Source organism: Celeribacter halophilus, from assembly GCF_018860305.1.
Taxonomy (GTDB): Bacteria; Pseudomonadota; Alphaproteobacteria; order Rhodobacterales; family Rhodobacteraceae; genus Celeribacter; species Celeribacter halophilus_A.
This window is the reverse complement of sequence record NZ_JAHKPE010000021.1, coordinates 150,838-172,519: the sequence shown is the minus strand read 5'-3', so window position 1 is coordinate 172,519 and position 21,682 is coordinate 150,838. Positions and strand designations below refer to the sequence as shown.

The following is a 21,682-nucleotide window of genomic DNA, read 5'->3' as shown; positions in this document are numbered from 1 at the left end:
TCTCCTTGAATGAGTTAGCCCCAAAGCGCACGGACAGGCGGGTGAACGCCTTCCGCATCAAATTGCAAAGGTTCGGGACGGTCTTCTGCCAAAAGCAAAGGACCGTCAAGGTCCACAACACGCGCCCCTTGCGCAACGATTGTGGCCGGTGCCATCGCCAAAGAGGTGCCGACCATGCAGCCAACCATGATGTCATAGCCCTCTGCCAGCGCCGCCTTGCGCAATTCCAGCGCCTCCGTAAGCCCCCCCGTTTTGTCGAGCTTGATGTTGATCACATCATATTTGCCCTTCAAATCGGGGAGGCTCTTGCGGTCATGACAGGACTCATCGGCACAGACCGGAAGGGGTCTCTCAATCTCCGCCAACATATCGTCCTGCCCCGCAGGCAAGGGTTGCTCCACAAGTTGCACGCCAAGCCGCACCAAATGCGGCGCGAGGTCTGCGTAGACCTCAGCGGACCAACCCTCGTTCGCATCAACAATAATCTTTGATTTCGGCGCACCGCGACGCACGGCCTCCAGACGGCCCATGTCATCCGCCGTGCCCAGTTTGATCTTGAGCAACGGACGGTGTGCGTGTTTCGCCGCAGATTTCTCCATCTCTTCGGGGGAAGCCAGCGACAGGGTATAGGCCGTAATCATCGGCACCGGAGCCGGAAGGCCCAACAGGTCCCAAACCCGTTTTCCGGCTTTCGAGGCTTCCAAATCCCAAAGCGCACAATCGACCGCGTTTCGAGCGGCCCCCGGAGACAGCGCCTCTTGCAGTGTTGCGCGGGTGATGTCCTCCGGCAGCCCTTCGATCTCGGCGGCCACGCTTTCAAGGCTTTCGCCATAGCGCGCATAGGGCACGCATTCGCCCCAGCCACGTTGTTCGCCCCAGCCACGTTGTTCGCCCTCTGTTGCCCGCACAGTAATCACTTTGGCCTCGGTGCGTGATCCGCGCGAAATGGTAAACACTTCGGCGAGACGAAAGCTTTCGGCGGTAACGGTCAACTTGGGCATGTGATCTTCCTGAATGGGAACAGAACAGTGTGAAGAGGCGTCCGAAGACGACCCTTTTTATCCTTAAACCTCTGCCAAGGCATCAGCCAGACGGTCCGCGCCCTGACGGAACGGATCAATGGTCGGCAGACCCATCTCTTTTTCCACTTTCGCGAGATAGGCCAGCGCCTCGTCTTCGGACATGTGCTGAGTGTTCACAGAAATACCAACCACCTTACAGTCCGGATTCCCAACTTTCGCCAGCGTCAGCGCCGTGTCACGCAGCGCCTCAAGTGTCGGGAGCTTGAACCCCGGCAAGCCGCGCATGTGTTCGCGGGTCGGCTCGTGGCAGAGGATCAACGCATCCGGCTGCCCCCCGTGCACAAGCGCCATGGTCACGCCGGAATAGGACACATGGAACAAGCTGCCCTGCCCCTCGATCAGATCCCAGTGATCCGCATCATTGTCCGGCGTAAGGTATTCGATAGATCCCGCCATGAAATCCGCAATCACTGCATCAAGCGGAACACCATTACCGGTAATCAGGATCCCCGTCTGACCCGTGGCACGGAACGTGGACTTCATACCCTTTTCGCGCATGGATTTGTCGATTGCCAAAGCCGTATACATTTTACCCACAGAGCAATCTGTGCCGACCGCGAGACACCGTTTTCCTGTGCGTTTCACACCATTTGCAATCGGATATTTCACCGAAGGGATACGCACATCATGCAACGTCCGGCCAAAGGTCTTGGCAACCGCCACAAGGTCTTCCTCCTCACGCAAGAGGTTGTGCAGGCCGGAGGCGATATCAAAGCCTTCTTCAAGCGCATCGATCAGCACTCTTTTCCACGCCGGACTAATCACGCCGCCACGGTTTGCCACACCAATGACCAAGGTCTTGGCGCCAGCGGCCTTTGCCGCTTTCAGGTCCATATCGGGCAGTTTCATGTCGGCATTACAGCCTTCCATGCGGAATTGGCCGAGAGCATATTCTGGGCGCCAGTCCTTGATCCCTTGGGCTACTTTCGCAGCCAGTTGATCAGGGGCGTCGCCGAGGAAAAGAAGATACGGTGTTTCAATCATGGTGCAGCACTCCGGTTGCGTTTGATTCACAGTGACCGAGATTCGTTGCAAGGTGCTTCTGAAATTACGTTAGAAACTCTGACGTATTGGGAGAATATCCCAAATTAATCTAAAAAATCGGGAGAAAAATTAACCTGATTACGAAACAAGCAGTTTGAAAACTCCGATTTCTTTCGAAAGCGGGAAATGCCGCAGACGCAAAATCCTCCTTGCCACAATCAAAGCAAGATAATAACAATGCTGGATATATTTTGGAAACATCATTGCCGAGAGGAGCGCCAATGTCCTTCCGTCTACAGCCCGCCCCCGTGGATCGTCCGAACCGTTGCCAACTTTTCGGCCCCGGCTCGAATACGAAACTCTTTCCGAAAATGGCAGCATCAGCGGCGGATGTGATCAACCTTGATCTGGAAGATTCGGTCGCGCCCTCTGATAAAGACGTGGCCCGCACCAATATTATCGAGGCGATCAACACGATTGATTGGGGTAAAAAGACCCTCGCCGTGCGTATCAACTCTCTGGACACTCCTTACTGGTATCGCGATGTGGTCGATCTTCTGGAGCAGGCCAGTGAACGTCTGGACCAGATCATGATCCCGAAAGTAGGCTGTGCCGAAGACGTCTATGCGGTCGATGCGCTTGTCACTGCAATCGAAGCTGCGAAAGGCCGCCAAAAGAAAATCAACTTCGAAGTTATCATCGAATCGGCCGCCGGCATCGCTCATGTCGAGGAGATTGCAAAAAGCTCTCCACGTCTCGTTGCCATGAGTCTTGGGGCGGCCGATTTCGCGGCCTCAATGGGGATGCAAACCACCGGCATCGGCGGCACTCAGGAGAATTACTATATGCTCCACGGTGACACGCGGCATTATTCCGACCCGTGGCACTGGGCCCAGACCGCCATTGTCGCCGCCTGCCGCACTCATGGCGTCTTGCCCGTGGATGGTCCTTTTGGTGATTTCTCTGATGATGAAGGCTATCGTGCTCAAGCACGCCGGTCCGCGACGCTTGGTATGGTCGGGAAATGGGCAATTCACCCGAAACAGATTGCGCTGGCCAATGAAGTCTTCACCCCGTCCGATGAAGCGGTGGCTGAGGCCCGCGAGATTCTCGCCGCTATGGAACAAGCCAAAGCAAACGGTGAAGGCGCAACTGTTTACAAAGGACGCCTTGTCGATATAGCGTCAATCAAGCAAGCTGAAGTGATTGTGGCGCAAGCCGAGCTGATCACGAACAGTTGATATTCCTCCAGTCGGGAGGGGAGGCCCGACTGTTGAGGGAACCGCGCCCCGAGGCTTATGTTTCGGGGCGCTCTTCCACCACAGACAGATCCTGAAGGACATGACAGAAGGCAAAGGAGCAATTCCTGTGCCTTTCCAAGCCTTGCCGAGTTGCACCTTTGGACGAAAATAGCCATATACGGGATCAAGTATGGTTCGGAGGTCCGCATGACTCACTATCTCGAATTCGAAAAACCGCTCGCTGAGATCGAGGGGAAAGCCGAAGAGCTGCGCGCTCTGGCACGGAACAATGAAGAGATGGATGTCGAGAAAGAAGCCGCAGCACTCGACAAGAAAGCGGCTGATTTGCTCAAGGATCTGTATAAAGGTCTGACGCCCTGGCGCAAATGTCAGGTTGCACGCCATCCCGAGCGCCCGCACTGCAAGGACTACATTGACGCCTTGTTTACCGAATACACCCCGCTCGCAGGGGATCGGAACTTTGCCGATGATCATGCCGTGATGGGGGGGCTTGCCCGCTTCAATGATCAGCCCGTCGTGGTGATTGGTCAGGAAAAAGGTCATGACACCAAATCCCGAATCGAACGCAATTTCGGCATGGCGCGCCCCGAGGGCTACCGCAAAGCCATCCGCCTGATGGATCTTGCTGATCGTTTCGGCCTTCCGGTAATCGCATTAGTCGATACTCCCGGTGCCTATCCGGGTAAGGGCGCAGAAGAGCGCGGCCAGTCAGAAGCCATCGCGCGTTCAACCGAAAAATGCCTGAATCTCAAAGTCCCGATGATTTCCGTCATCATTGGTGAGGGTGGCTCTGGTGGCGCTGTGGCTTTTGCCTCGGCCAATAAACTCGCCATGCTGGAACATTCCGTCTATTCCGTAATCTCTCCGGAAGGCTGTGCCTCGATCCTTTGGAAAGACGCGGAGAAGATGCGTGAAGCGGCTGAAGCCCTGCGTCTGACGGCACAGGACTTGCATAAACTCGGTGTGATTGATCAGATTATTCCCGAACCGCTCGGCGGTGCCCAGCGCGACCGGGAGGCAACAATCGCCGCTGTCGGAAAAGCCATCGAAGCGATGCTTGCGCCGCTCAAGAAGAAGAAACCCGAAACGATCCTCAAGGACCGTCGCAAGAAGTTTCTTGAAATCGGCTCCAAGGGGCTGGCTGCCTAAATAAGCGTTTCCCCGTTAATTTCTGCTCATTCTACAAAAGAGCTCTTCAAGGCCACATACGAAAGGTGGCCTTGAAGCGGGCTGTATGAATAGACAATAACCAACTATGTCTCACGACATATAGGATGCCCCTACATACAGCTTTGGCGCTCACAACGATGCATCACGCAAAAGAATGTTCACGGGCAACCCATTTCAGCTTGTCACGCTGAACCTGCTCCACAGGCAGGATTTCCGTGGACTTATAAGCGAGAGCCATATCTACATTCTTCAAATCGCGACAAAGACGGCGCAGCCCATCCGGCTCAAGACTTGCCGCGTGGTCCGTGCCTTTCCATGTCCGATCAAGGGTAAAGTGCCGCTCAATATGGGTGAATTTGCCTTTACCATCAGCCTCCATCGCACGCCCCACCGCCAAAGCAGCTACATCAGCCGCAATTCCAAGGTGGTGACCAGAGAAGCCGATCCCTTTGACTTGGGTGCCGTATTTTTCCATCAGATTGCGGATTTCGAGCAGACAAATATCTTCAAACGCAACCGGATAACCAGAGGTGCAGCTATAGACGACAAGATCTTTGGCACGACCTCGTTCACTATAGAATTTGATCAGGTCTGCAATCTCCTTGCCGGTGGACATACCTGTAGAAACATGAATTTCGCCGCCAAAATTTTCGCAAAGATAATTCTGCAGTTCATAGTGCTGGTTTGTCGCCGACGGAATTTTTAGCAACGGCGGGTTAAGCGGCGCAATTTCTTTGGCCGAAGTCAGGTCCCAGACAGACGTCGAATATTTGATGCCGTTGATCTTACACTCTTCTAGAAGCTCTTGATGCTGATCCTTGTCGAATTCAAGAAATTCACGATGGGCACCATATGTATCCCCATAAGAATTTTTCGGCACAGGATGGGGTGCGTTAAATTGATCGGGTGAGAGCAGTTCACGGTTATGCCGCTTCTGAAACTTCGCAATATCTGCTTTGCAGACATGCGCCGCAACACGAATGAGCTCTTTGGCGATACTCATTTCACCTTTGTGATTGCAGCCAATTTCAGCGATAACTTGAACAGATTTTTTCTCGGTCGTCATATTCAGATCCATCTACAAATAGGGCATCCGGCAAATCTGTTTGCTCATCACCCCGACCTTCACTCATGTGTAGTGAAGAGACGTAGGTAAGGACCAAAGCCCGCATGCGTTCATCTGTGATGTTTATCGACGACAGAGATTTCTAAATGGTTAACAGAAACATAAACGCCTGATATTTGTATTTTACCATTTAGATCAGCTTTGATTTTTCAGGCCTTAAAAATTCTAAGTATTATCGCAACTGATTTTACGTCATTTTAAATAAGTTCTGAGATGAGTTCATGGAGTTTCGATGATAAATATGTATGTAGGGACGACATGATTACTTGGCTGAAACATACTCGCATGGGTAGATTGCTTCACCGCATAAAAAAGCGCTCTCATCTATTTGGCCGGATCGATTGTCTGGAAACGACAGGTTATTTGATTGCACAGGTAAAGCCGGCGCACTTCAGGCATAATCTGAAGCAGAAATCCATGATTATGGCTTTTCGCGAGGACACTAAAACCTGCTCCCGTGAATTATCTGCCTCGCGAAATATGGGCCAAGGATCGTAGTTTCCTGGTGCCCAGTTTCAAACCAACAGCACGTTTTTGAATGGCTGTCTGATGAATTCAAAACCTTCGCGATAGTGAGCCCAATTCGTATCTCACAGCCAGAACTCAACAATTAGAAACAAAAGTTTAGTCATGATTCTCCCACCTGATTTTCGAGAATTGGAGAGCCAATGATTGATTGGAAACACATCGAAGAATTGCGGACTGAGGTTGGCGAAGAAGATTTCACCGAGGTCGCCAGCATTTTTCTAGAGGAAGTTGACGAAACGGTCGCAAGAATACGGAATGATCCAAACCCGAATAGCTTGGAGCAGGATTTACACTTTCTTAAAGGCAGCTCCCTGAACCTCGGCTTCACTGCATTTTCATCCCTTTGCTATGAAGGCGAAATAGCAGCACGCCGAGGTGATTTCGCTCTAATTGATCTACCGAAGCTCTTTGAAACCTACACACATTCCCGCGCAGAATTTCTAAAAAACGTAGCGCTATGAGTAAAAGTTAAAGCACAAATTCGGCAAGCGCCTGATCATTTGTAATGTCGCGATAAACCAAACCTGCCGCATCCATTTTTTCAAACAGCTGGGCAAAATTATCTGGGTTATCCGTTTCAATCCCGATCAAAACCGAACCAAAATTGCGCGCCGATTTCTTCAAATACTCAAACCGCGCAACATCGTCAGTCGGCCCCAGCATATCAAGGAACTCCCGCAATGCCCCCGGGCGCTGAGGCATACGCAGAATGAAATATTTCTTCAGGTTTCGGAATCTCTGCGCCCGTTCTTTGACCTCCGGCAAGCGTTCGAAATCGAAATTGCCACCAGAAGTCACACACAAAACCCGTTTTCCGCGAATTTCATCACGAATGTCTTGAAGCGCATCAATCGACAAAGCACCGGCAGGTTCCAGAACGATACCCTCAACATTCAGCATATCGATCATGGTAGAGCAGATGCGATCCTCCGGACAGGCCAGAATGTGATCGGGGGAAATGTCCTTGAGAACATTAAAGGGCAACGCACCGATACGCGCCACAGCTGCGCCATCCACAAAACTGTCAATGTCAGTCAGGGTCACCGGATGCCCCTCCTGAACAGCCGCCTTGAGCGACCGTCCCCCCATCGGTTCTACAAAATAGATCTCGGCATCGGGGGCTTCTGTTTTGAGGTAGGACAAAACACCCGAAGAAAGCCCGCCGCCACCGACCGGTAGCACAACGATATCAGGCGTCATTTGCGACATGAACTCCACCGCAACAGTCGCTTGCCCCTCAATCACATCAGAATCGTCAAATGGCGCGAGAAAATGGCCGCCCTCTTCCGCACAATATGTTTGCGCGGCTTCAAGAGTATTGTCGAAATAATCCCCGACAAGGCGGATTTCGACCATCTCGCCGCCAAAGACCTTTGTTTTGTCAATCTTCTGCTGCGGTGTCGTAACGGGCATGAAAATCACCCCCCGCACTCCGAACTGACGACAAGCAAAAGCCACGCCCTGAGCGTGATTGCCCGCAGAGGCACAAACGAACAGGCCAATGTTCGGGTTCTTTTCGCGCGCCTTGATCATCGCATTCCACGCCCCACGCAATTTGTAGGACCGAACCGGCGTCAAGTCTTCGCGCTTTAACCAAACGTCACAATCGAACGCCTGAGACAGGTGATCATTGCGCAAACACGGGGTGGGCTCGAAAAGACGGCGCACCAAAGTTTCAGCCGCGCGCGCGTTTTGCGCAAATTCTTTTGGATCAGTCATGCAACTGCCCCTTCAAGGAAAGCTCATAGATCGAAGACAGAAGGCTGACATTGACCATCAACAACAGCCAGCCGACAGCGAGTTCATATAGAAGACCGACAATTCCGCTACCGAACACAGGCGCAACGAACTGAACCACGATTAAAGCAGCAATCGACAGGATCGCGGCCTGAAAAATGGAGGCCGAATACGGTTTCGTCGCGTTCCAAGCGTCTCCAAAAGAAAGTTTGTTCCCCAAGGCAACCGCAGGCAAAACGGGTGAAATCCTCAAGAACATGAACACCGCAGGCAAGCCGATCACAACGATAAGAAACAGCCCGCCAATCGATTGGGACAGCATTGTTCCAAACAGGGAAAACAATACGCCGGCAAAAAGCCCAACAGCCATTCCGATGCCAATGCCAATCAGAATGGAAAGGAAGAAATAGCTAAGGATCCTCTTGCCGTTCCAAGACGGGAAAGCGGATGTCGGGCGTTTGCCCTCAAGCGCGTAACAGTGCCACTCAACCGCGATCCAGCAGGACCCGATCACCATCGCCAGATTGGCGATAAAGAGCAGCATCAACCCATTACCCGACACAGCCGCAGGATCACCCGCCTCAAGGCCCTCCATATCCACCGCGCCGAAGCTCAAAATCTGTATAATCAGGATACCGATCCAGATCAGGCCAGACACAGCCAAGGCTTCGTCGAGATGGTGCAGCACACGCAACACGGCGTTTCGAAAGAGGATAAAACCCGTCATGATGACCCTTTTTGATTATCTTAATCGCAGGTTTAGTGGTTTTTCCCCCCAAGCTAAAGCATTCTTGGTATGAAACCTTGCTCAATCCTTGCTCTCGGGGCAAAAAACCGATAATCGCGCCTGCGATGTCCGAAAAAGGAAAGTCTTATGTCTGCGCCCAAAAAAGTGGTTCTCGCCTATTCCGGCGGCCTTGATACCTCGATCATCCTGAAATGGCTCCAGACCGAATACGGCTGTGAGGTTGTGACCTTTACCGCCGATCTCGGCCAAGGTGAGGAACTGGAACCGGCACGACAAAAGGCTGAGATGCTCGGCATCAAACCGGAAAACATTTACATCGAAGACGTGCGCGAGGAATTTGTTCGTGATTTCGTCTTCCCGATGTTCCGCGCCAATGCGGTGTATGAAGGTCTCTACCTTCTGGGCACGTCCATTGCGCGCCCGCTGATCTCCAAGCGCCTCGTCGAGATTGCCGAAGAAACCGGCGCCGATGCTGTGGCCCATGGCGCAACCGGCAAGGGCAATGACCAGGTGCGTTTCGAGCTGTCCGCCTACGCGCTCAACCCCGATATCAAAGTGATCGCACCGTGGCGCGAATGGGACCTGTCGTCCCGCACGAAGCTGCTTGATTTTGCTGAGAAAAACCAGATTCCGATCGCAAAAGACAAACGGGGCGAGGCGCCCTTCTCTGTTGATGCGAACCTGTTGCACACCTCTTCCGAGGGCAAGGTGCTTGAAGATCCGGCGCAGGAAGCACCGGATTACGTCTACCAGCGCACGGTTCATCCCGAAGATGCGCCGAACGAGCCGGAATTCATCGACATCACCTTTGAAAAAGGCGATGCGGTGGCGATCAACGGTGTGGCGATGAGCCCCGCGACTGTTCTGACCGAGTTGAACGAATACGGTCGCAAGCACGGTATCGGGCGTCTCGACTTTGTGGAGAACCGTTTTGTCGGCATGAAATCCCGTGGTGTTTATGAAACTCCGGGGGGGACTATTTTGTTGGAGGCGCATCGGGGGATTGAGCAGATTACACTCGATTCCGGCGCCGGTCACCTCAAAGACAGCCTGATGCCGCGTTATGCGGAGCTGATCTACAACGGTTTCTGGTTCTCGCCCGAACGTGAAATGCTTCAGGCCGCAATCGACAAATCGCAGGAGCATGTCTCCGGCAATGTTCGCCTAAAACTCTATAAAGGCTCGGCTTTTACGGTTGCACGGTCTTCCGAAGCCTCGCTCTATTCCGAAGCGCACGTCACCTTCGAAGACGACGCTGGCGCTTACGACCAGAAAGATGCGCAGGGCTTTATCCAGCTCAACGCGCTGCGCCTGAAACTTCTGGCCGCACGGAATCGTCGCCTCAAATAAGGGTCGGCAAAGCGTCGGATACCTGTCGGACTTCTGTCGGGCATCATGTAAATCAAAAGGGCGCCCGTCGAGGCGCCCTTTTCAATGCGAGATCACAGCGGCCTCACGCCCCGCGAAAGGCTTTCACCTCATCAGCAGACGGAATCGCATCCGCCGTGCCCGCGCGGGTCACTTTCAGCGCCGCCGCCTGTGTCGCCCATTCCATCGCCGCCTTGATCGGCATTCCAAGATCAAGCCCCGCCGCGACATAGCCGATGTAAGTGTCTCCGGCAGCCGTGGTGTCCACTGGCGTCACCTTCGGAGATGTGACCTCGATCACCTCGCCCGTCTCGTTGGACCGCCACATCGCGCCCTTGCTGCCCAAAGTGACCATGATCTGCGGCACGGGAATCTGATCCAAAGACACACCCATCCCGGAGCTGAGCTGGCTGGCCTCCACGGCGTTCATCACCAACATGGAGAGATCGGGAATGATGTTCTTCACCGCCTCGATGGAAAACGGCGCGGCGGAATAAATCACCCGCATGCCTTTGACCAAGGCAAAGGTGGCGGCGGGCGGTTGCAGGTTGGTTTCGTTTTGCAACAGCAAAGTGTCAGTCGATTTCGCCTGATCAATCGCATTCACAACAAATTCGCTGTCCTGCTTCACATTCGCACCCGGAGCCAGCACGATCGTGTTTTCACCGGCAGCATCGACATAGATCACCGCGTGACCCGTCTCCTCATCCACCTCGCGCAGATATTTGCAATTCACACCATAGCTTTCAATCCGCTCGCGGACCCAGCCATCGCTCTTGCCAATTGCACCGATGTGAAACACCTCGGCCCCTGCTTTCGCCGCGGCAACGGACTGGTTCATCCCTTTGCCGCCGAGGCCGAGTGTGTGATCCAGAGCGCTCAGGGTTTCTCCGGGTTCGGGAAAATGGGCAAGCTTGTAGAAATGGTCGATATTTACCGAACCGAGATTAAAGATTGCCATAAGCGCCCTCCAACAGTATCACATTACGTTGTTTGACCCACCTTGCACGCCGCAAGAACAGCCATGTTCAGAATGTCATTTACCGTGGAAACAGTTGAGCAAATCTGAATCGGCTTATCCACACCGGTCAAAATCGGACCAATCACGGTTGCCTCGGCCATTTCCTGCATCAATTTGACGGAAATAGAGGCAGAGTGACGGGCGGGCACCACGAGAATATTGGCCGGCCCCGACAGACGACAGAAAGGATAAGCCGCCATCACATCGGGATTGAGCGCCACATCAACGGTCATTTCGCCATCATATTCGAAATCGACGCCACGCTTGTCGAGGACTTGCGGTGCCATGTGCATCTTGTTGGCGCGTTCGGACACCGGATAGCCGAATGTCGAGAAGGAAGCAAAAGCCACACGCGGCTCGATCCCCATTTTGCGCGCAACGGCAGCGGCGGCTTCGGCAATATCGGCAAGGTCTTCTTCCTCCGGCCATTCATGCACCAGCGTATCCGCGATGAAGATGATCCGGCCCTTGAGCAGAACAGCCGTTACACCAACCGCGCCATCTTCGGCCTTGGCGTCAAAGACCGAATTGATCCGGTCCAGCACATGAGCCGATTTGCGGGTCGCACCGGTAACAAGGCCATCAGCATGACCATGCGCCAACATCAAAGCGGAGAAGGCATGGCGGTCACGGGCGGCAAGACGGTGGATGTCTTTTTGGTCGAAACCGGAGCGCTGCAACCGTTTGTAAAGGAAGTCCTTGTATTCCGGCAGGTGCTCGGTGTTCGCGGCGTTGACGATTTCGATTTCGGAGATCGCCTCGCCCAGCCCTTCTTCCTGAAGTTTGGCTTGCACATCATCGGTGCGGCCAACGACCAAAGCGCGGCCAAACCCGCCACGATGATAGGCTACGGCAGCACGCAAGACGCGCGGATCGTCGCCCTCGGCAAACACCATCGTTGCCTGAGCCTGACGTGCGCGGGCATAGAGCCCTTGCAATATCTGTGCTGTGGGGTCCATGCGGGCCTTGAGATCCTGCGCATAGCCTTCCATGTCGATGATCGGACGCCGCGCCACGCCGGTGTCCATGCCAACCTGCGCCACAGCGGGCGGGATTGTGTAGATCAGTCGCGGGTCGAACGGGGTCGGAATGATGTAATCGCGCCCGAAGGACAGTTTGCGCCCGTAGGCCAGCGCCACCTCGTCCGGCACATCCTCGCGTGCCAGTGCGGCCAGCGCCTCTGCACAAGCGATTTTCATTTCATCATTGATCGCACGGGCATGAATGTCGAGCGCACCACGGAAGAGATAGGGAAAGCCCAGAACGTTGTTAACCTGGTTCGGGTAATCCGAGCGCCCCGTGGCGACAATCACATCGTCACGCACTTCGTGGGCTTCTTCGGGGGTGATTTCCGGATCGGGGTTGGCCATGGCAAAGATCACGGCGTTGGGCGCCATGCTTTTGACCATGTCCTGCGTCACGGAGCCTTTGGCCGACACGCCAAGGAACACATCAGCATCCACCATTGCCTCGGCGAGCGTGCGGGCATCGGTGGTGGCGGCGTGGGCGGATTTCCATTGGTTCATGCCTTCGGTGCGACCCTGGTAGATCACGCCTTTGGTGTCGCACATGATGCAGTTGTCATGTTGCGCGCCCATGGATTTGATGAGTTCGAGACAGGCGATCCCTGCGGCACCGGCACCGTTTAGGACGATTTTGCAGTCCTCGATCTTTTTGCCGGAGATATAGAGCGCATTGATCAGACCCGCAGCACAGATCACCGCCGTGCCGTGTTGGTCGTCGTGAAAGACCGGAATGTCCATTTCTTCCTTGAGCCGCTGCTCGATGATGAAACATTCCGGTGCTTTGATGTCTTCGAGGTTGATCCCGCCAAAGCTCGGCCCCATGAGGCGGACGGCCTGAATGATCTCTTCGGGGTCTTCGGTATCCAGTTCGATGTCGATGGAGTTCACATCGGCAAAGCGTTTGAACAGAACCGCCTTACCCTCCATCACCGGCTTGGACGCCAGCGCGCCAAGATTGCCAAGGCCGAGAACGGCGGTCCCGTTTGTAATCACGGCGACAAGGTTGCCCTTGTTGGTATAGTCATAGGCGGTTTCGGGAGACTTTGCGATTTCCTCGCAAGGCACGGCCACACCCGGAGAATAGGCCAGAGAGAGGTCTCTTTGAGTGGTCATCGGAACGCTGGGCGCCACATCGAACTTGCCCGGACGGGGTTCCATGTGAAAGGCGAGCGCTTCTTCACGGGTTTGTTTGGTCTTGGACATTCGGGTAGTCTCCTCGCGGTCAATTGGGACTACTTACCCACACCCTGCGCAGGTCTCAACAAAAAGAAAACGATATGGGCCTTTACGCCACATATCGGGCCGCTAAGTTGGGCGGAAAATAAGACAAGGGACAGAACTTTGGCCACCCAAACCTCCGCCCCCACGCCGATGATGGCGCAATATCTCGAAATCAAATCGCGGCATCGCGATGCGCTTTTGTTTTATCGTATGGGCGATTTTTACGAGATGTTCTTCGACGATGCGGTTGCCGCGGCTGAGGCGCTTGATATTGCGCTGACCAAGCGTGGCAAACATGCCGGCGATGACATCCCCATGTGCGGCGTGCCGGTTCATGCCGCCGAGACCTATTTGCTCAACCTCATCCGCAAAGGGTTCAAGGTCGCGGTTTGCGAACAGCTTGAAGATCCGAGCGAGGCGAAAAAGCGCGGGTCCAAGTCTGTGGTCAAGCGTGATGTGGTGCGGCTTGTGACGCCGGGCACGCTGACGGAAGACACGCTGCTCGATGCGCGCCGCCACAATTTCCTCGCCGCCTATGCCGAAATCCGCGAAGAAGGGGCGCTGGCGTGGATTGATATTTCTACGGGTGCGTTTCATGTCATGCCCTGCCCGCTTGTGGGGTTGGGGCCGGAGCTTGCGCGGCTCAACCCGTCGGAGATCGTCGTTTCCGAGGCCCATGAGGCGAATTGGGCCGAGTTTGTGCCTGATTTTCACGACCGCATGACCGAACTCTCCCGCGCCTCTTTTGACAGCACCTCGGCGCAGAACCGCCTCACCGAACTTTTCAGCGTCTCGTCGCTTGAGGCCTTCGGACAGTTCAGCCTGCCGGAAATCGCCGCGATGGGGGCGATTGTCGATTATCTCGACATCACACAAAAAGGCAAACTGCCGCTGGTGCGACGCCCTGTGCGCGAGTCCCTGCGCGGCACGATGCAGATTGACGCGGCCACACGGCGCAACCTTGAGATCTCGCACGCGCTGTCCGGCGGGCGCGACGGCTCCCTGATCGCCACGATGGACCGCACCGTGACCGCCGCAGGTGGACGGCTTCTTGAGCGTAGACTGTCCAGCCCCTCGCGCGATGTCGACATCATCACCGCACGTCTCGACGCCATAGATTTCGCCATCGAAAACACCCGAACCGCAGAGTCCCTCAGAGACGCCCTGCGCAAGGTACCGGATATGGAACGCGCCCTCTCGCGGATCGGCCTGGAGCGCGGCGGCCCGCGTGATCTGGCCGCCATTCGCAACGGGTTGTCACAGGCGGAAAACATCTACAGCCTCTTGGAAGCCGCGCCGGTATCGACCCTAATCCAGCAGAAAATGGGTTTCCTGACCGGACAGGCCGAACTGATCGACCTGTTGGACGCGGCTCTGGTGGCGGAGCCGCCCCTGCTGGCCCGTGACGGCGGGTTCATCGCCGCTGGCTATGACGAGGAACTCGACGAATGTCGCACCCTGCGCGACGAAGGACGCGGGGTCATTGCCTCCTTACAGGTGAAATACGCGGAAATGACAGGGGTGCAGTCGCTCAAGGTGAAGCACAACAACGTCCTCGGCTATTTTATCGAGACGACCGCAACACATGCGGAAAAGATGCTGTCCCTCTCCGACACCTTTATCCATCGCCAGACCACAGCAAATCAGGTGCGGTTCACAACGCTCGAACTCAGCGAACTTGAAACCAAAATCCACAACGCTGGCGGACGTGCGCTTGAAATCGAAAAACGCCTTTTTGAAAAACTGCGCATGGCCATTCTGGAACATGCCCCCGCGATCAACGATGCCTCCGGCGCGCTGGCCGAACTTGACCTGATTACCGCGCTGGCCGATCTGGCAAAAGCCGAAGGATGGACCCGTCCCAAGGTGGATTTGGGTCGGGAATTTCTTATCAAAGGCGGGCGTCATCCCGTTGTCGAACGCGCTCTGCGCAAACAGGGCGGCGACAAATTCGTGGCTAACAGTTGCGATCTCTCAGATGGGCATGATGGCGCGGCGATCTGGCTTTTGACCGGTCCGAACATGGCCGGTAAATCCACCTTTCTGCGCCAGAATGCGCTCATCGCCCTCATCGCGCAGGCCGGTTCCTATGTCCCTGCCGAAAGCGCTCATATCGGGATCGTTTCACAACTGTTTTCCCGTGTCGGCGCCTCCGATGATCTGGCGCGCGGGCGTTCGACATTCATGGTCGAAATGGTCGAAACCGCAGCCATTCTCAATCAGGCGGATGATCGCGCTTTGGTCATCCTCGATGAAATCGGACGCGGCACGGCAACCTATGACGGGCTGTCGATTGCCTGGGCAACGCTTGAGCACCTTCATGACGTCAACAAATGCCGCGCACTTTTTGCGACCCACTACCATGAAATGACCAGCCTCTCGGACAAGCTGTCCGGAGCGGAGAACGCCACCGTCGCCGTCAAGGAGTGGGATGGCGAGGTGATTTTCCTGCATGAGGTGATCAAGGGCAAAGCCGACCGCTCCTATGGTGTGCAGGTCGCACGGCTTGCAGGTCTGCCGGATGCGGTGGTTGAACGGGCGAAATCCGTGCTTGAGGCGCTTGAAAAAGGTCAGGCGGAACACGCGGCCAACCCGAAGGCGATCATTGATGATCTTCCGCTTTTTGCAGCGGTCCCAACTCCGGCGCCATCCGAGAAGCCGAAGGAAAGTGATGTGGAGAAAGCCCTGAGCGAGATCATCCCAGATGAACTGTCGCCGCGTGAGGCGCTTCAGGTTCTCTATGATCTGAAAGCAAAACTGGCATAAGAAAAGGCCCCTGCATTTGCGGGGGCCTTTTGAATTCCGGATCGTTTATATCACAGCGCTTATTTGGACGGTGTCGAAGAGACGCCAACCTGTGCCGGACGCAACAACCGGTCATGAAGCATGAAGCCCACGTTCATCACCTGAATGATGTCGCCCGCCTTGGTATCGGGCACGGCCGCTTCGAACATGGCCTCGTGAATTTGCGGATCAAACGTTTCGCCAACTTCGGGATTGATGATGTGAATCCCGTGTTTGGAGAACGTGTTGAGCAATTCACGCATGGTCAGCTCGATGCCTTCGATCAGAGCGGCTTGCGCCTCGCGCTGGTCTTCAGCAATCGCGTCAATCGCACGTTTCATGTTGTCGAAGACGGGCAACATGTCACGGGCCAGCTTTGAGCCGCCGTAGTTTTCCGCTTCCTTACGATCCCGCTCGGCCCGTTTGCGCGAATTTTCCGCATCGGCCACCGCCCGCATAAAGCGGTCGCGGAATTCATCGCGCTCTGCACGAAGCTGTTCCATTTCTTCCGAAACATCCTCATCTTCCGGCGTTTCAAGCGCCTCTTCTGAGGTGATGTCGATCATCTCGTCATCATTGTTAGCTTCGAACCCTTCGGACATATCTTTCTTCGAATCCGTCATGTTTCACCTTTCACGCTTTGCCGGACAGAATCCGCCCCACAAGCTGGGCCGTATAATCGACAATCGGCACGATCCGCCCATAATTCAGACGAGTCGGTCCAATGACGCCCACGGCACCGATAATTTTTCGTTCAGCGTTCATATATGGAGAAACCACCAAAGAGGAACCCGAAAGTGAGAAAAGTTTGTTCTCTGAGCCAATGAAAATGCGAACACCCTCGCCATCTTCGGTCAGTTCGAGAAATTCGGCGATGTCGCGCTTCTTTTCGAGGTCATCAAAGAGGGTTCTGATCCGGTCCAGTTCCTCGGCTTCCGTGCTTTCTTCCAAAAGATTCGAGCGCCCCCGCACGATGAGACGTTCGTAGTTCGAGCCCTCACCTTCCCAGAAGGCGGCGCCGTTTTCGATCAGGTTTGCCGCGAGGCTATCAAGTTCCTGCCGCCGCGTCTTGATTTCGCGCTCGACGACGGAGCGCAATTCCGCAAGTGTCTTGCCCTCGACCAGCGCATTGAGAAAATTGGTTGCCTCCCGCAAGGAGGACGGGGTTTGCCCGACGGGCGGTTTGAAGATCCGGTTTTCGACGTGACCATCGGCAAAGACCAGCACCACCAAGGCACGGTCAGGTGCGAGGTTGACGAATTCCACATGTTTTACAGGGGCTTCGTGTTTTGGCGCGAGGACAAGGCTGGCCCCGTGGGTCAGGCCGGACAGGGCCGAGCCGACACGATCAAGCATACCCGTGACATCGCTTTGCTCGCTACGGATCGTATCTTCCATCTTTTCGCGCACATCATCGGTCACAGTGCCGACTTCGAGCAAGCCATCGACAAAGAGCCGGAGCCCGAGCTGTGTCGGCACGCGCCCTGCGGAGACATGCGGGCTGTCGAGAAGTCCGAGATACTCCAGATCCTGCATCACGTTGCGCACGGTGGCGGCGGAGACCTTTTCACTCATGCTCCGCGTCAGGGTGCGCGACCCGACAGGCCCGCCGCTATCGAGATAGCCCTCGACCACGCGGCGAAACACTTCCCGCGAACGGTCACTCATTTCAGCGATAAGATTTACACGATCTGTCATTCTACCTGCGTCTTCCGAGACCCTCCGCCATTAAAAGACATCGAGACCGAGGGTCAATGAGGCTTGCGCGTCCGAGCTGCTCTTCGTTATGTCTGCCGCAACAGATGCGGAAGGATATATCATGCGACCCTCAGGTAGAAATTTAGACGAAATGCGCGCGGTTTCAATCGAGACCGGCATCACAAAACACGCAGAGGGCTCTTGTCTGATCCGTTGTGGCGATACGCATGTGCTTTGTACAGCCACTATCGAAGAGCGCGTGCCGCCGTTTATGCGCAATTCCGGTCAGGGTTGGGTCACCGCGGAATACGGAATGCTGCCGCGGTCGACCTCCTCGCGGATGCGTCGTGAAGCCACACAAGGCAAACAAGGTGGGCGCACGGTGGAAATCCAGCGTCTGATCGGTCGCTCCCTGCGCGCCGGCGTGGATCGCGTCGCCCTTGGCGAACGTCAGATCACCGTGGACTGCGATGTCATTCAGGCCGATGGCGGCACCCGTTGCGCTTCCATCACCGGCGGTTGGGTTGCCCTGCGTCTGGCTGTGAACAAATTGCTGAAGTCCGGCGCGGTCACTTCCGATCCGCTGATTTCCAATGTCGCGGCTGTGTCCTGTGGCATCTATGGCGGCCAGCCCGTGCTTGATCTCGACTACCCCGAAGATTCCGAAGCCGGCGTCGACGGCAATTTCATCATGCTGGCCAATGGTCAGATGATCGAAACACAAATGAGCGCCGAAGGGGCAACCTATTCCCGTGCCCAGATGAACGAGCTTCTTGATCTGGCCGAAAAGGGCGTTGCCGAGCTGGTTTCGGCTCAAAACGCAGCGGTGGCGTGATGCGGGCTTTCGATAGCGACAAACTAGTGATCGCCACCCACAACAAAGGCAAGCTGCGCGAAATTGCGGAGCTTCTCGCCCCTTTCGGGATCGAAGTTGTTTCCGCCGGTGATCTCGGTTTTGAAGAGCCGGAAGAGACCGAAGACACTTTCGCGGGAAACGCACGGATCAAAGCGCATTTCGCCGCAAAAGCCAGCGGCCTGCCCGCCCTTTCCGATGACAGCGGTATCATGATTGATGCGCTCGATGGTGCCCCTGGTGTATATACCGCCGATTGGGCGGAGACCCCGAATGGCCGCGATTTTCCGATGGCAATGAAAAAGGTCTGGGACCTGCTGGAAGAAAAGAACGCGCCGGAACCCCGCACCGCCCGTTTCTGTGCCACGCTTTGTCTGGCATGGCCTGATGGACATGACGAGATCTTTGAAGGCACTATCGAAGGCCGCATCGTCTGGCCCATGCGCGGTGAACACGGGTTCGGTTTCGACCCGATTTTCCTGCCTGACGGTGAAACAGAGACGTTCGGAGAAATGGACCCCGAGCGCAAACAGGCCATAAGCCATCGCACGGACGCTTTCCGTCAACTGGTGTCCGGCCCTTTCAAGGATCTCGCAAAATGAGCACCCGCAAACTGGTCTCCTCTGGCTCCGACTTCGAGAAAGTCATGGGCTATTCCCGTGCGGTTGTTCAGGGGGACTGGTGTTTTGTCTCCGGCACCACGGGTTATGATTACACCACAATGACCATGCCGGAGAGCGTCGCAGATCAGGCGCGGAATTGTTTCAAGACGATTTCCGCTGTGCTGGAAGGCGAAGGTTTTTCCCTCTCCGACGCTGTGCGCGTGCAATATACGATCAAGGACGCCACTCTGGTGGATGACGTTGTTCCGGCTTTGGGCGAGTTTCTATCCGACATTCGCCCCGCCGCAACGATGGTGGTCGCCGATCTCATCAAGCCAGAGATGAAAATCGAGATCGAAGTCACGGCGTTTCGGGGCGAATGATGGAAGATTGGCAAAACGGCGGCTTTGGCCTCTACATTCATTGGCCGTTTTGCCAGTCGAAATGTCCCTATTGTGATTTCAATTCCCATGTGGCCGCGACAATCGACCAATCAGATTGGGAACGCGCCTACCTTTCCGAGATCGAGCGCGTTTCACGGGAAACATCGGGACGCGTCCTGAACACGGTGTTTTTCGGCGGTGGCACCCCGTCGCTCATGGATCCGGAGCTTGTAAATTCTATTTTGAGCAAGGTTAGAGACTGTTGGACATTGTCCAATGATGTCGAAATCACCTTGGAAGCCAACCCGACTTCTGTCGAATCCGGTCGGTTTCAAGGCTATCGGGACGCGGGTGTGAACCGTATCTCTATGGGAATTCAATCGCTCAAGGACGAGGATCTCAAACGTCTCGGGCGGTTGCATTCCGTTGCTGAGGCGCAAAAGGCCTTTGATATTGCGCGCAGCACCTTTGATCGGGTGAGTTTTGACCTGATCTATGCACGACAAGGGCAAACAATCGACGCATGGCGCAGCGAACTTCGTGAAGCGCTTTCCATGGCGATCGATCATCTGTCGCTCTATCAGCTCACCATCGAACAAGGCACGGCCTTTGGCGATCGCTACAACCGTGGCCAGTTGCGTGATCTGCCATCCGATGACAGTGCGGCGGATATGTATTTTGTCACACAAGACGAATGTGAAAAGGCCGGTATGCCCGCCTATGAAGTCTCCAATCATGCCCGAGAAGGCTCCGAAAGCCGGCACAACCTGATTTACTGGCGCTATGGGGATTATGTCGGCATAGGTCCGGGAGCGCATGGCCGCCTGACATTGGATGGCAAGAAATATGCGATAGATACACCGCTTGCCCCGACAAGCTGGCTTCAATCCGTCACAGAAAAAGGCCACGGCGAAAACCCGCGAGAGGTATTGAGCGGCTATGATCAAGCTGTAGAATATCTGATGATGGGTCTACGCATCACAGAAGGTATCGATCTGAACCGCCTGTCTTCGCTCTTGGGAAATGAATTTACGTTTAAAAACAAATACTTGATAGAAGACGGGTTTATTTCTACCGAAAGCGGCCGCCTTTCCATAACCGGGAAAGGCAGACCGGTGTTAAATGCCATTATCCGGGAATTGATCCCGGATAACTAAGCTGTTTCACGGGAAACAGGTTACGCGCCGCGTGAAAGGATGCCGCACAGAGCATCCAGCTCATCCAGAGACTCGTAAGAGATCGAGACAACGCCCTTTTCCGTGCCCTCTGTGTGGTTGATGCTCACCTTCATCCGGATGGCTGCGCTGAGATCGGACTCAAGCGCCCGCGTGTCCGCATCTTTTTCCGCAGATTTGCTTTTTCTGGATGTTTTAGGCTGTGTTTGGGTCTTTTCAGCCTTCGCCAGCTTCTCCGTTTGACGGACAGACAGCCCGCCCTGAATAACCTTTTGAGCAAGTTCGGACGGGTTTTCAGCGGTAATCAACGCACGCGCATGTCCGGCAGACAGTTGCCCTGTCACGACGAGGTCTTTCACATCATCAGGCAGATTGAGCAAGCGCATGAGGTTGGCGATATGGCTACGGCTCTTGCCAAGCGCATCGGAAAGTTTTTCCTGCGTATGGCCGAAACGCTCCATCAACTGCTGATACCCTGCCGCCTCTTCGATGGCGTTGAGGTCGGAGCGTTGAATGTTCTCGATAATCGCGACTTCAAGGACTTCTGTGTCCGAATATTCACGGATTAGAACCGGAAGCTCATGCAAACGCGCAATCTGGGATGCACGCCAGCGGCGCTCCCCTGCGACGATTTCATATTCGCCGGCTTTCCGAGGGCTTTCTCGGACAATCAAAGGCTGAATCACACCCTTTTCACGAATTGAATCGGCCAGTTCATCGAGAGCGGATTGATCAAATGTCCGGCGCGGCTGGTCAGGATTCGGGACAATTTGTTCAATCGGAACCATCATATCAGCGCGACGCGGTTCATCCGTCGATGTATTTTCACCGGACGTCTCGGGAGCAACATCTGCCATTAAAGCAGACAAGCCCCGCCCAAGACCTCTATTTTTTGGTTTGCTCGGATTCGCCATT

19 protein-coding genes are annotated in these 21,682 nt (G+C 55.0%); 9 read left to right on the top strand and 10 right to left on the bottom strand.

The window, feature by feature from the left end:
• Positions 1-14: 14 nt before the first annotated feature.
• Both dgcA and dgcN read right to left on the bottom strand, forming a co-directional pair.
• Positions 15-1,001 (bottom strand): N-acetyl-D-Glu racemase DgcA, encoded by a 987-nt coding sequence (gene dgcA, locus KO492_RS08315; protein ID WP_216044527.1) that lies wholly within the window; start codon positions 999-1,001, stop codon positions 15-17.
• A 63-nt stretch (positions 1,002-1,064) separates the two neighbouring features.
• Positions 1,065-2,066, bottom strand: coding sequence for an N-acetyltransferase DgcN (gene dgcN, locus KO492_RS08310; RefSeq protein ID WP_216044526.1), 1,002 nt, complete (start codon positions 2,064-2,066; stop codon positions 1,065-1,067).
• 281 nt (positions 2,067-2,347) lie between these two features.
• On the opposite strand from dgcN, the gene KO492_RS08305 reads away from it, so the two are divergent.
• Together KO492_RS08305 and KO492_RS08300 are read left to right on the top strand one after the other, a co-directional pair.
• On the top strand, positions 2,348-3,307 hold the full coding sequence (locus KO492_RS08305) for an L-malyl-CoA/beta-methylmalyl-CoA lyase (RefSeq protein ID WP_216044525.1): 960 nt from the start codon (positions 2,348-2,350) through the stop codon (positions 3,305-3,307).
• A 207-nt stretch (positions 3,308-3,514) separates the two neighbouring features.
• The gene (locus KO492_RS08300; RefSeq protein ID WP_216044524.1) at positions 3,515-4,477 is read left to right on the top strand and encodes an acetyl-CoA carboxylase carboxyltransferase subunit alpha; all 963 of its coding nucleotides are present in this window, start codon (positions 3,515-3,517) and stop codon (positions 4,475-4,477) included.
• 163 nt (positions 4,478-4,640) lie between these two features.
• Here the strand turns inward: KO492_RS08300 and KO492_RS08295 are convergent, their stop codons facing one another.
• Positions 4,641-5,564 (bottom strand): N-acetylneuraminate synthase family protein, encoded by a 924-nt coding sequence (locus tag KO492_RS08295; protein ID WP_216044523.1) that lies wholly within the window; start codon positions 5,562-5,564, stop codon positions 4,641-4,643.
• Positions 5,565-6,292: 728 nt separating this feature from the next.
• On the opposite strand from KO492_RS08295, the gene KO492_RS08290 reads away from it, so the two are divergent.
• Positions 6,293-6,613: an Hpt domain-containing protein gene (locus tag KO492_RS08290; RefSeq protein ID WP_216044522.1), complete on the top strand. Its 321-nt coding sequence runs from the start codon at positions 6,293-6,295 to the stop codon at positions 6,611-6,613.
• A gap of 7 nt (positions 6,614-6,620) precedes the next feature.
• Here the strand turns inward: KO492_RS08290 and ilvA are convergent, their stop codons facing one another.
• A complete protein-coding gene (ilvA, locus tag KO492_RS08285) occupies positions 6,621-7,871 on the bottom strand; it encodes a threonine ammonia-lyase IlvA (protein WP_216044521.1) in 1,251 nt (416 codons plus the stop codon).
• Entirely contained in the window at positions 7,864-8,616 is a 753-nt protein-coding gene (locus KO492_RS08280; protein WP_216044520.1) for a hypothetical protein, read from the bottom strand. The genes ilvA and KO492_RS08280 overlap by 8 nt, the downstream gene beginning before the upstream one ends.
• A 147-nt stretch (positions 8,617-8,763) precedes the next feature.
• On the opposite strand from KO492_RS08280, the gene KO492_RS08275 reads away from it, so the two are divergent.
• Complete coding sequence (locus KO492_RS08275; protein ID WP_066600941.1) at positions 8,764-9,987, top strand: argininosuccinate synthase; 1,224 nt, start codon at positions 8,764-8,766, stop codon at positions 9,985-9,987.
• Between the two features lie 103 nt (positions 9,988-10,090).
• On the opposite strand, the gene KO492_RS08270 is transcribed toward KO492_RS08275, so the two are convergent.
• Together KO492_RS08270 and KO492_RS08265 are read right to left on the bottom strand one after the other, a co-directional pair.
• Positions 10,091-10,966 (bottom strand): ribokinase, encoded by an 876-nt coding sequence (locus KO492_RS08270; protein WP_216044519.1) that lies wholly within the window; start codon positions 10,964-10,966, stop codon positions 10,091-10,093.
• Positions 10,967-10,989: 23 nt separating this feature from the next.
• On the bottom strand, positions 10,990-13,254 hold the full coding sequence (locus KO492_RS08265) for an NADP-dependent malic enzyme (RefSeq protein WP_216044518.1): 2,265 nt from the start codon (positions 13,252-13,254) through the stop codon (positions 10,990-10,992).
• A 168-nt stretch (positions 13,255-13,422) separates the two neighbouring features.
• On the opposite strand from KO492_RS08265, the gene mutS reads away from it, so the two are divergent.
• Positions 13,423-16,038: a DNA mismatch repair protein MutS gene (gene mutS / locus KO492_RS08260; RefSeq protein ID WP_216044611.1), complete on the top strand. Its 2,616-nt coding sequence runs from the start codon at positions 13,423-13,425 to the stop codon at positions 16,036-16,038.
• A gap of 59 nt (positions 16,039-16,097) precedes the next feature.
• On the opposite strand, the gene KO492_RS08255 is transcribed toward mutS, so the two are convergent.
• The gene (locus tag KO492_RS08255) at positions 16,098-16,679 is read right to left on the bottom strand and encodes a nucleotide exchange factor GrpE (RefSeq protein ID WP_416351223.1); all 582 of its coding nucleotides are present in this window, start codon (positions 16,677-16,679) and stop codon (positions 16,098-16,100) included.
• A 10-nt stretch (positions 16,680-16,689) separates the two neighbouring features.
• The gene (gene hrcA, locus KO492_RS08250; protein ID WP_216044517.1) at positions 16,690-17,754 is read right to left on the bottom strand and encodes a heat-inducible transcriptional repressor HrcA; all 1,065 of its coding nucleotides are present in this window, start codon (positions 17,752-17,754) and stop codon (positions 16,690-16,692) included.
• A gap of 121 nt (positions 17,755-17,875) precedes the next feature.
• On the opposite strand from hrcA, the gene rph reads away from it, so the two are divergent.
• The 4 genes from rph to hemW are packed head-to-tail and all read left to right on the top strand — an operon-like array spanning position 17,876 to position 20,749.
• Complete coding sequence (gene rph / locus KO492_RS08245; protein WP_216044516.1) at positions 17,876-18,589, top strand: ribonuclease PH; 714 nt, start codon at positions 17,876-17,878, stop codon at positions 18,587-18,589.
• Entirely contained in the window at positions 18,589-19,209 is a 621-nt protein-coding gene (gene rdgB / locus KO492_RS08240; protein WP_216044515.1) for an RdgB/HAM1 family non-canonical purine NTP pyrophosphatase, read from the top strand. Before rph ends, rdgB begins: the two co-directional genes overlap by 1 nt.
• Entirely contained in the window at positions 19,206-19,592 is a 387-nt protein-coding gene (locus tag KO492_RS08235; protein ID WP_216044514.1) for a RidA family protein, read from the top strand. The genes rdgB and KO492_RS08235 overlap by 4 nt, the downstream gene beginning before the upstream one ends.
• Positions 19,592-20,749: a radical SAM family heme chaperone HemW gene (hemW, locus tag KO492_RS08230; RefSeq protein WP_216044609.1), complete on the top strand. Its 1,158-nt coding sequence runs from the start codon at positions 19,592-19,594 to the stop codon at positions 20,747-20,749. The genes KO492_RS08235 and hemW overlap by 1 nt, the downstream gene beginning before the upstream one ends.
• 20 nt (positions 20,750-20,769) lie before the next feature.
• On the opposite strand, the gene KO492_RS08225 is transcribed toward hemW, so the two are convergent.
• Positions 20,770-21,681 carry a ParB/RepB/Spo0J family partition protein gene (locus tag KO492_RS08225; protein WP_216044513.1) on the bottom strand — a complete coding sequence of 304 codons (912 nt, stop codon included), beginning with the start codon at positions 21,679-21,681 and terminating at the stop codon, positions 20,770-20,772.
• Position 21,682 lies beyond the last annotated feature (1 nt).

Excerpts from the sequence above, each read along its gene's own strand:
- dgcA (WP_216044527.1), bottom strand. The coding sequence starts at position 1,001 with ATGCCCAAGTTGACCGTTACCGCCGAAAGCTTTCGTCTCGCCGAAGTG.
- dgcN (WP_216044526.1), bottom strand. The coding sequence starts at position 2,066 with ATGATTGAAACACCGTATCTTCTTTTCCTCGGCGACGCCCCTGATCAA.
- KO492_RS08305 (WP_216044525.1), top strand. The coding sequence starts at position 2,348 with ATGTCCTTCCGTCTACAGCCCGCCCCCGTGGATCGTCCGAACCGTTGC.
- KO492_RS08300 (WP_216044524.1), top strand. The coding sequence starts at position 3,515 with ATGACTCACTATCTCGAATTCGAAAAACCGCTCGCTGAGATCGAGGGG.
- KO492_RS08295 (WP_216044523.1), bottom strand. The coding sequence starts at position 5,564 with ATGACGACCGAGAAAAAATCTGTTCAAGTTATCGCTGAAATTGGCTGC.
- KO492_RS08290 (WP_216044522.1), top strand. The coding sequence starts at position 6,293 with ATGATTGATTGGAAACACATCGAAGAATTGCGGACTGAGGTTGGCGAA.
- ilvA (WP_216044521.1), bottom strand. The coding sequence starts at position 7,871 with ATGACTGATCCAAAAGAATTTGCGCAAAACGCGCGCGCGGCTGAAACT.
- KO492_RS08280 (WP_216044520.1), bottom strand. The coding sequence starts at position 8,616 with ATGACGGGTTTTATCCTCTTTCGAAACGCCGTGTTGCGTGTGCTGCAC.
- KO492_RS08275 (WP_066600941.1), top strand. The coding sequence starts at position 8,764 with ATGTCTGCGCCCAAAAAAGTGGTTCTCGCCTATTCCGGCGGCCTTGAT.
- KO492_RS08270 (WP_216044519.1), bottom strand. The coding sequence starts at position 10,966 with ATGGCAATCTTTAATCTCGGTTCGGTAAATATCGACCATTTCTACAAG.
- KO492_RS08265 (WP_216044518.1), bottom strand. The coding sequence starts at position 13,254 with ATGTCCAAGACCAAACAAACCCGTGAAGAAGCGCTCGCCTTTCACATG.
- mutS (WP_216044611.1), top strand. The coding sequence starts at position 13,423 with ATGATGGCGCAATATCTCGAAATCAAATCGCGGCATCGCGATGCGCTT.
- KO492_RS08255 (WP_416351223.1), bottom strand. The coding sequence starts at position 16,679 with ATGACGGATTCGAAGAAAGATATGTCCGAAGGGTTCGAAGCTAACAAT.
- hrcA (WP_216044517.1), bottom strand. The coding sequence starts at position 17,754 with ATGACAGATCGTGTAAATCTTATCGCTGAAATGAGTGACCGTTCGCGG.
- rph (WP_216044516.1), top strand. The coding sequence starts at position 17,876 with ATGCGACCCTCAGGTAGAAATTTAGACGAAATGCGCGCGGTTTCAATC.
- rdgB (WP_216044515.1), top strand. The coding sequence starts at position 18,589 with ATGCGGGCTTTCGATAGCGACAAACTAGTGATCGCCACCCACAACAAA.
- KO492_RS08235 (WP_216044514.1), top strand. The coding sequence starts at position 19,206 with ATGAGCACCCGCAAACTGGTCTCCTCTGGCTCCGACTTCGAGAAAGTC.
- hemW (WP_216044609.1), top strand. The coding sequence starts at position 19,592 with ATGGAAGATTGGCAAAACGGCGGCTTTGGCCTCTACATTCATTGGCCG.
- KO492_RS08225 (WP_216044513.1), bottom strand. The coding sequence starts at position 21,681 with ATGGCGAATCCGAGCAAACCAAAAAATAGAGGTCTTGGGCGGGGCTTG.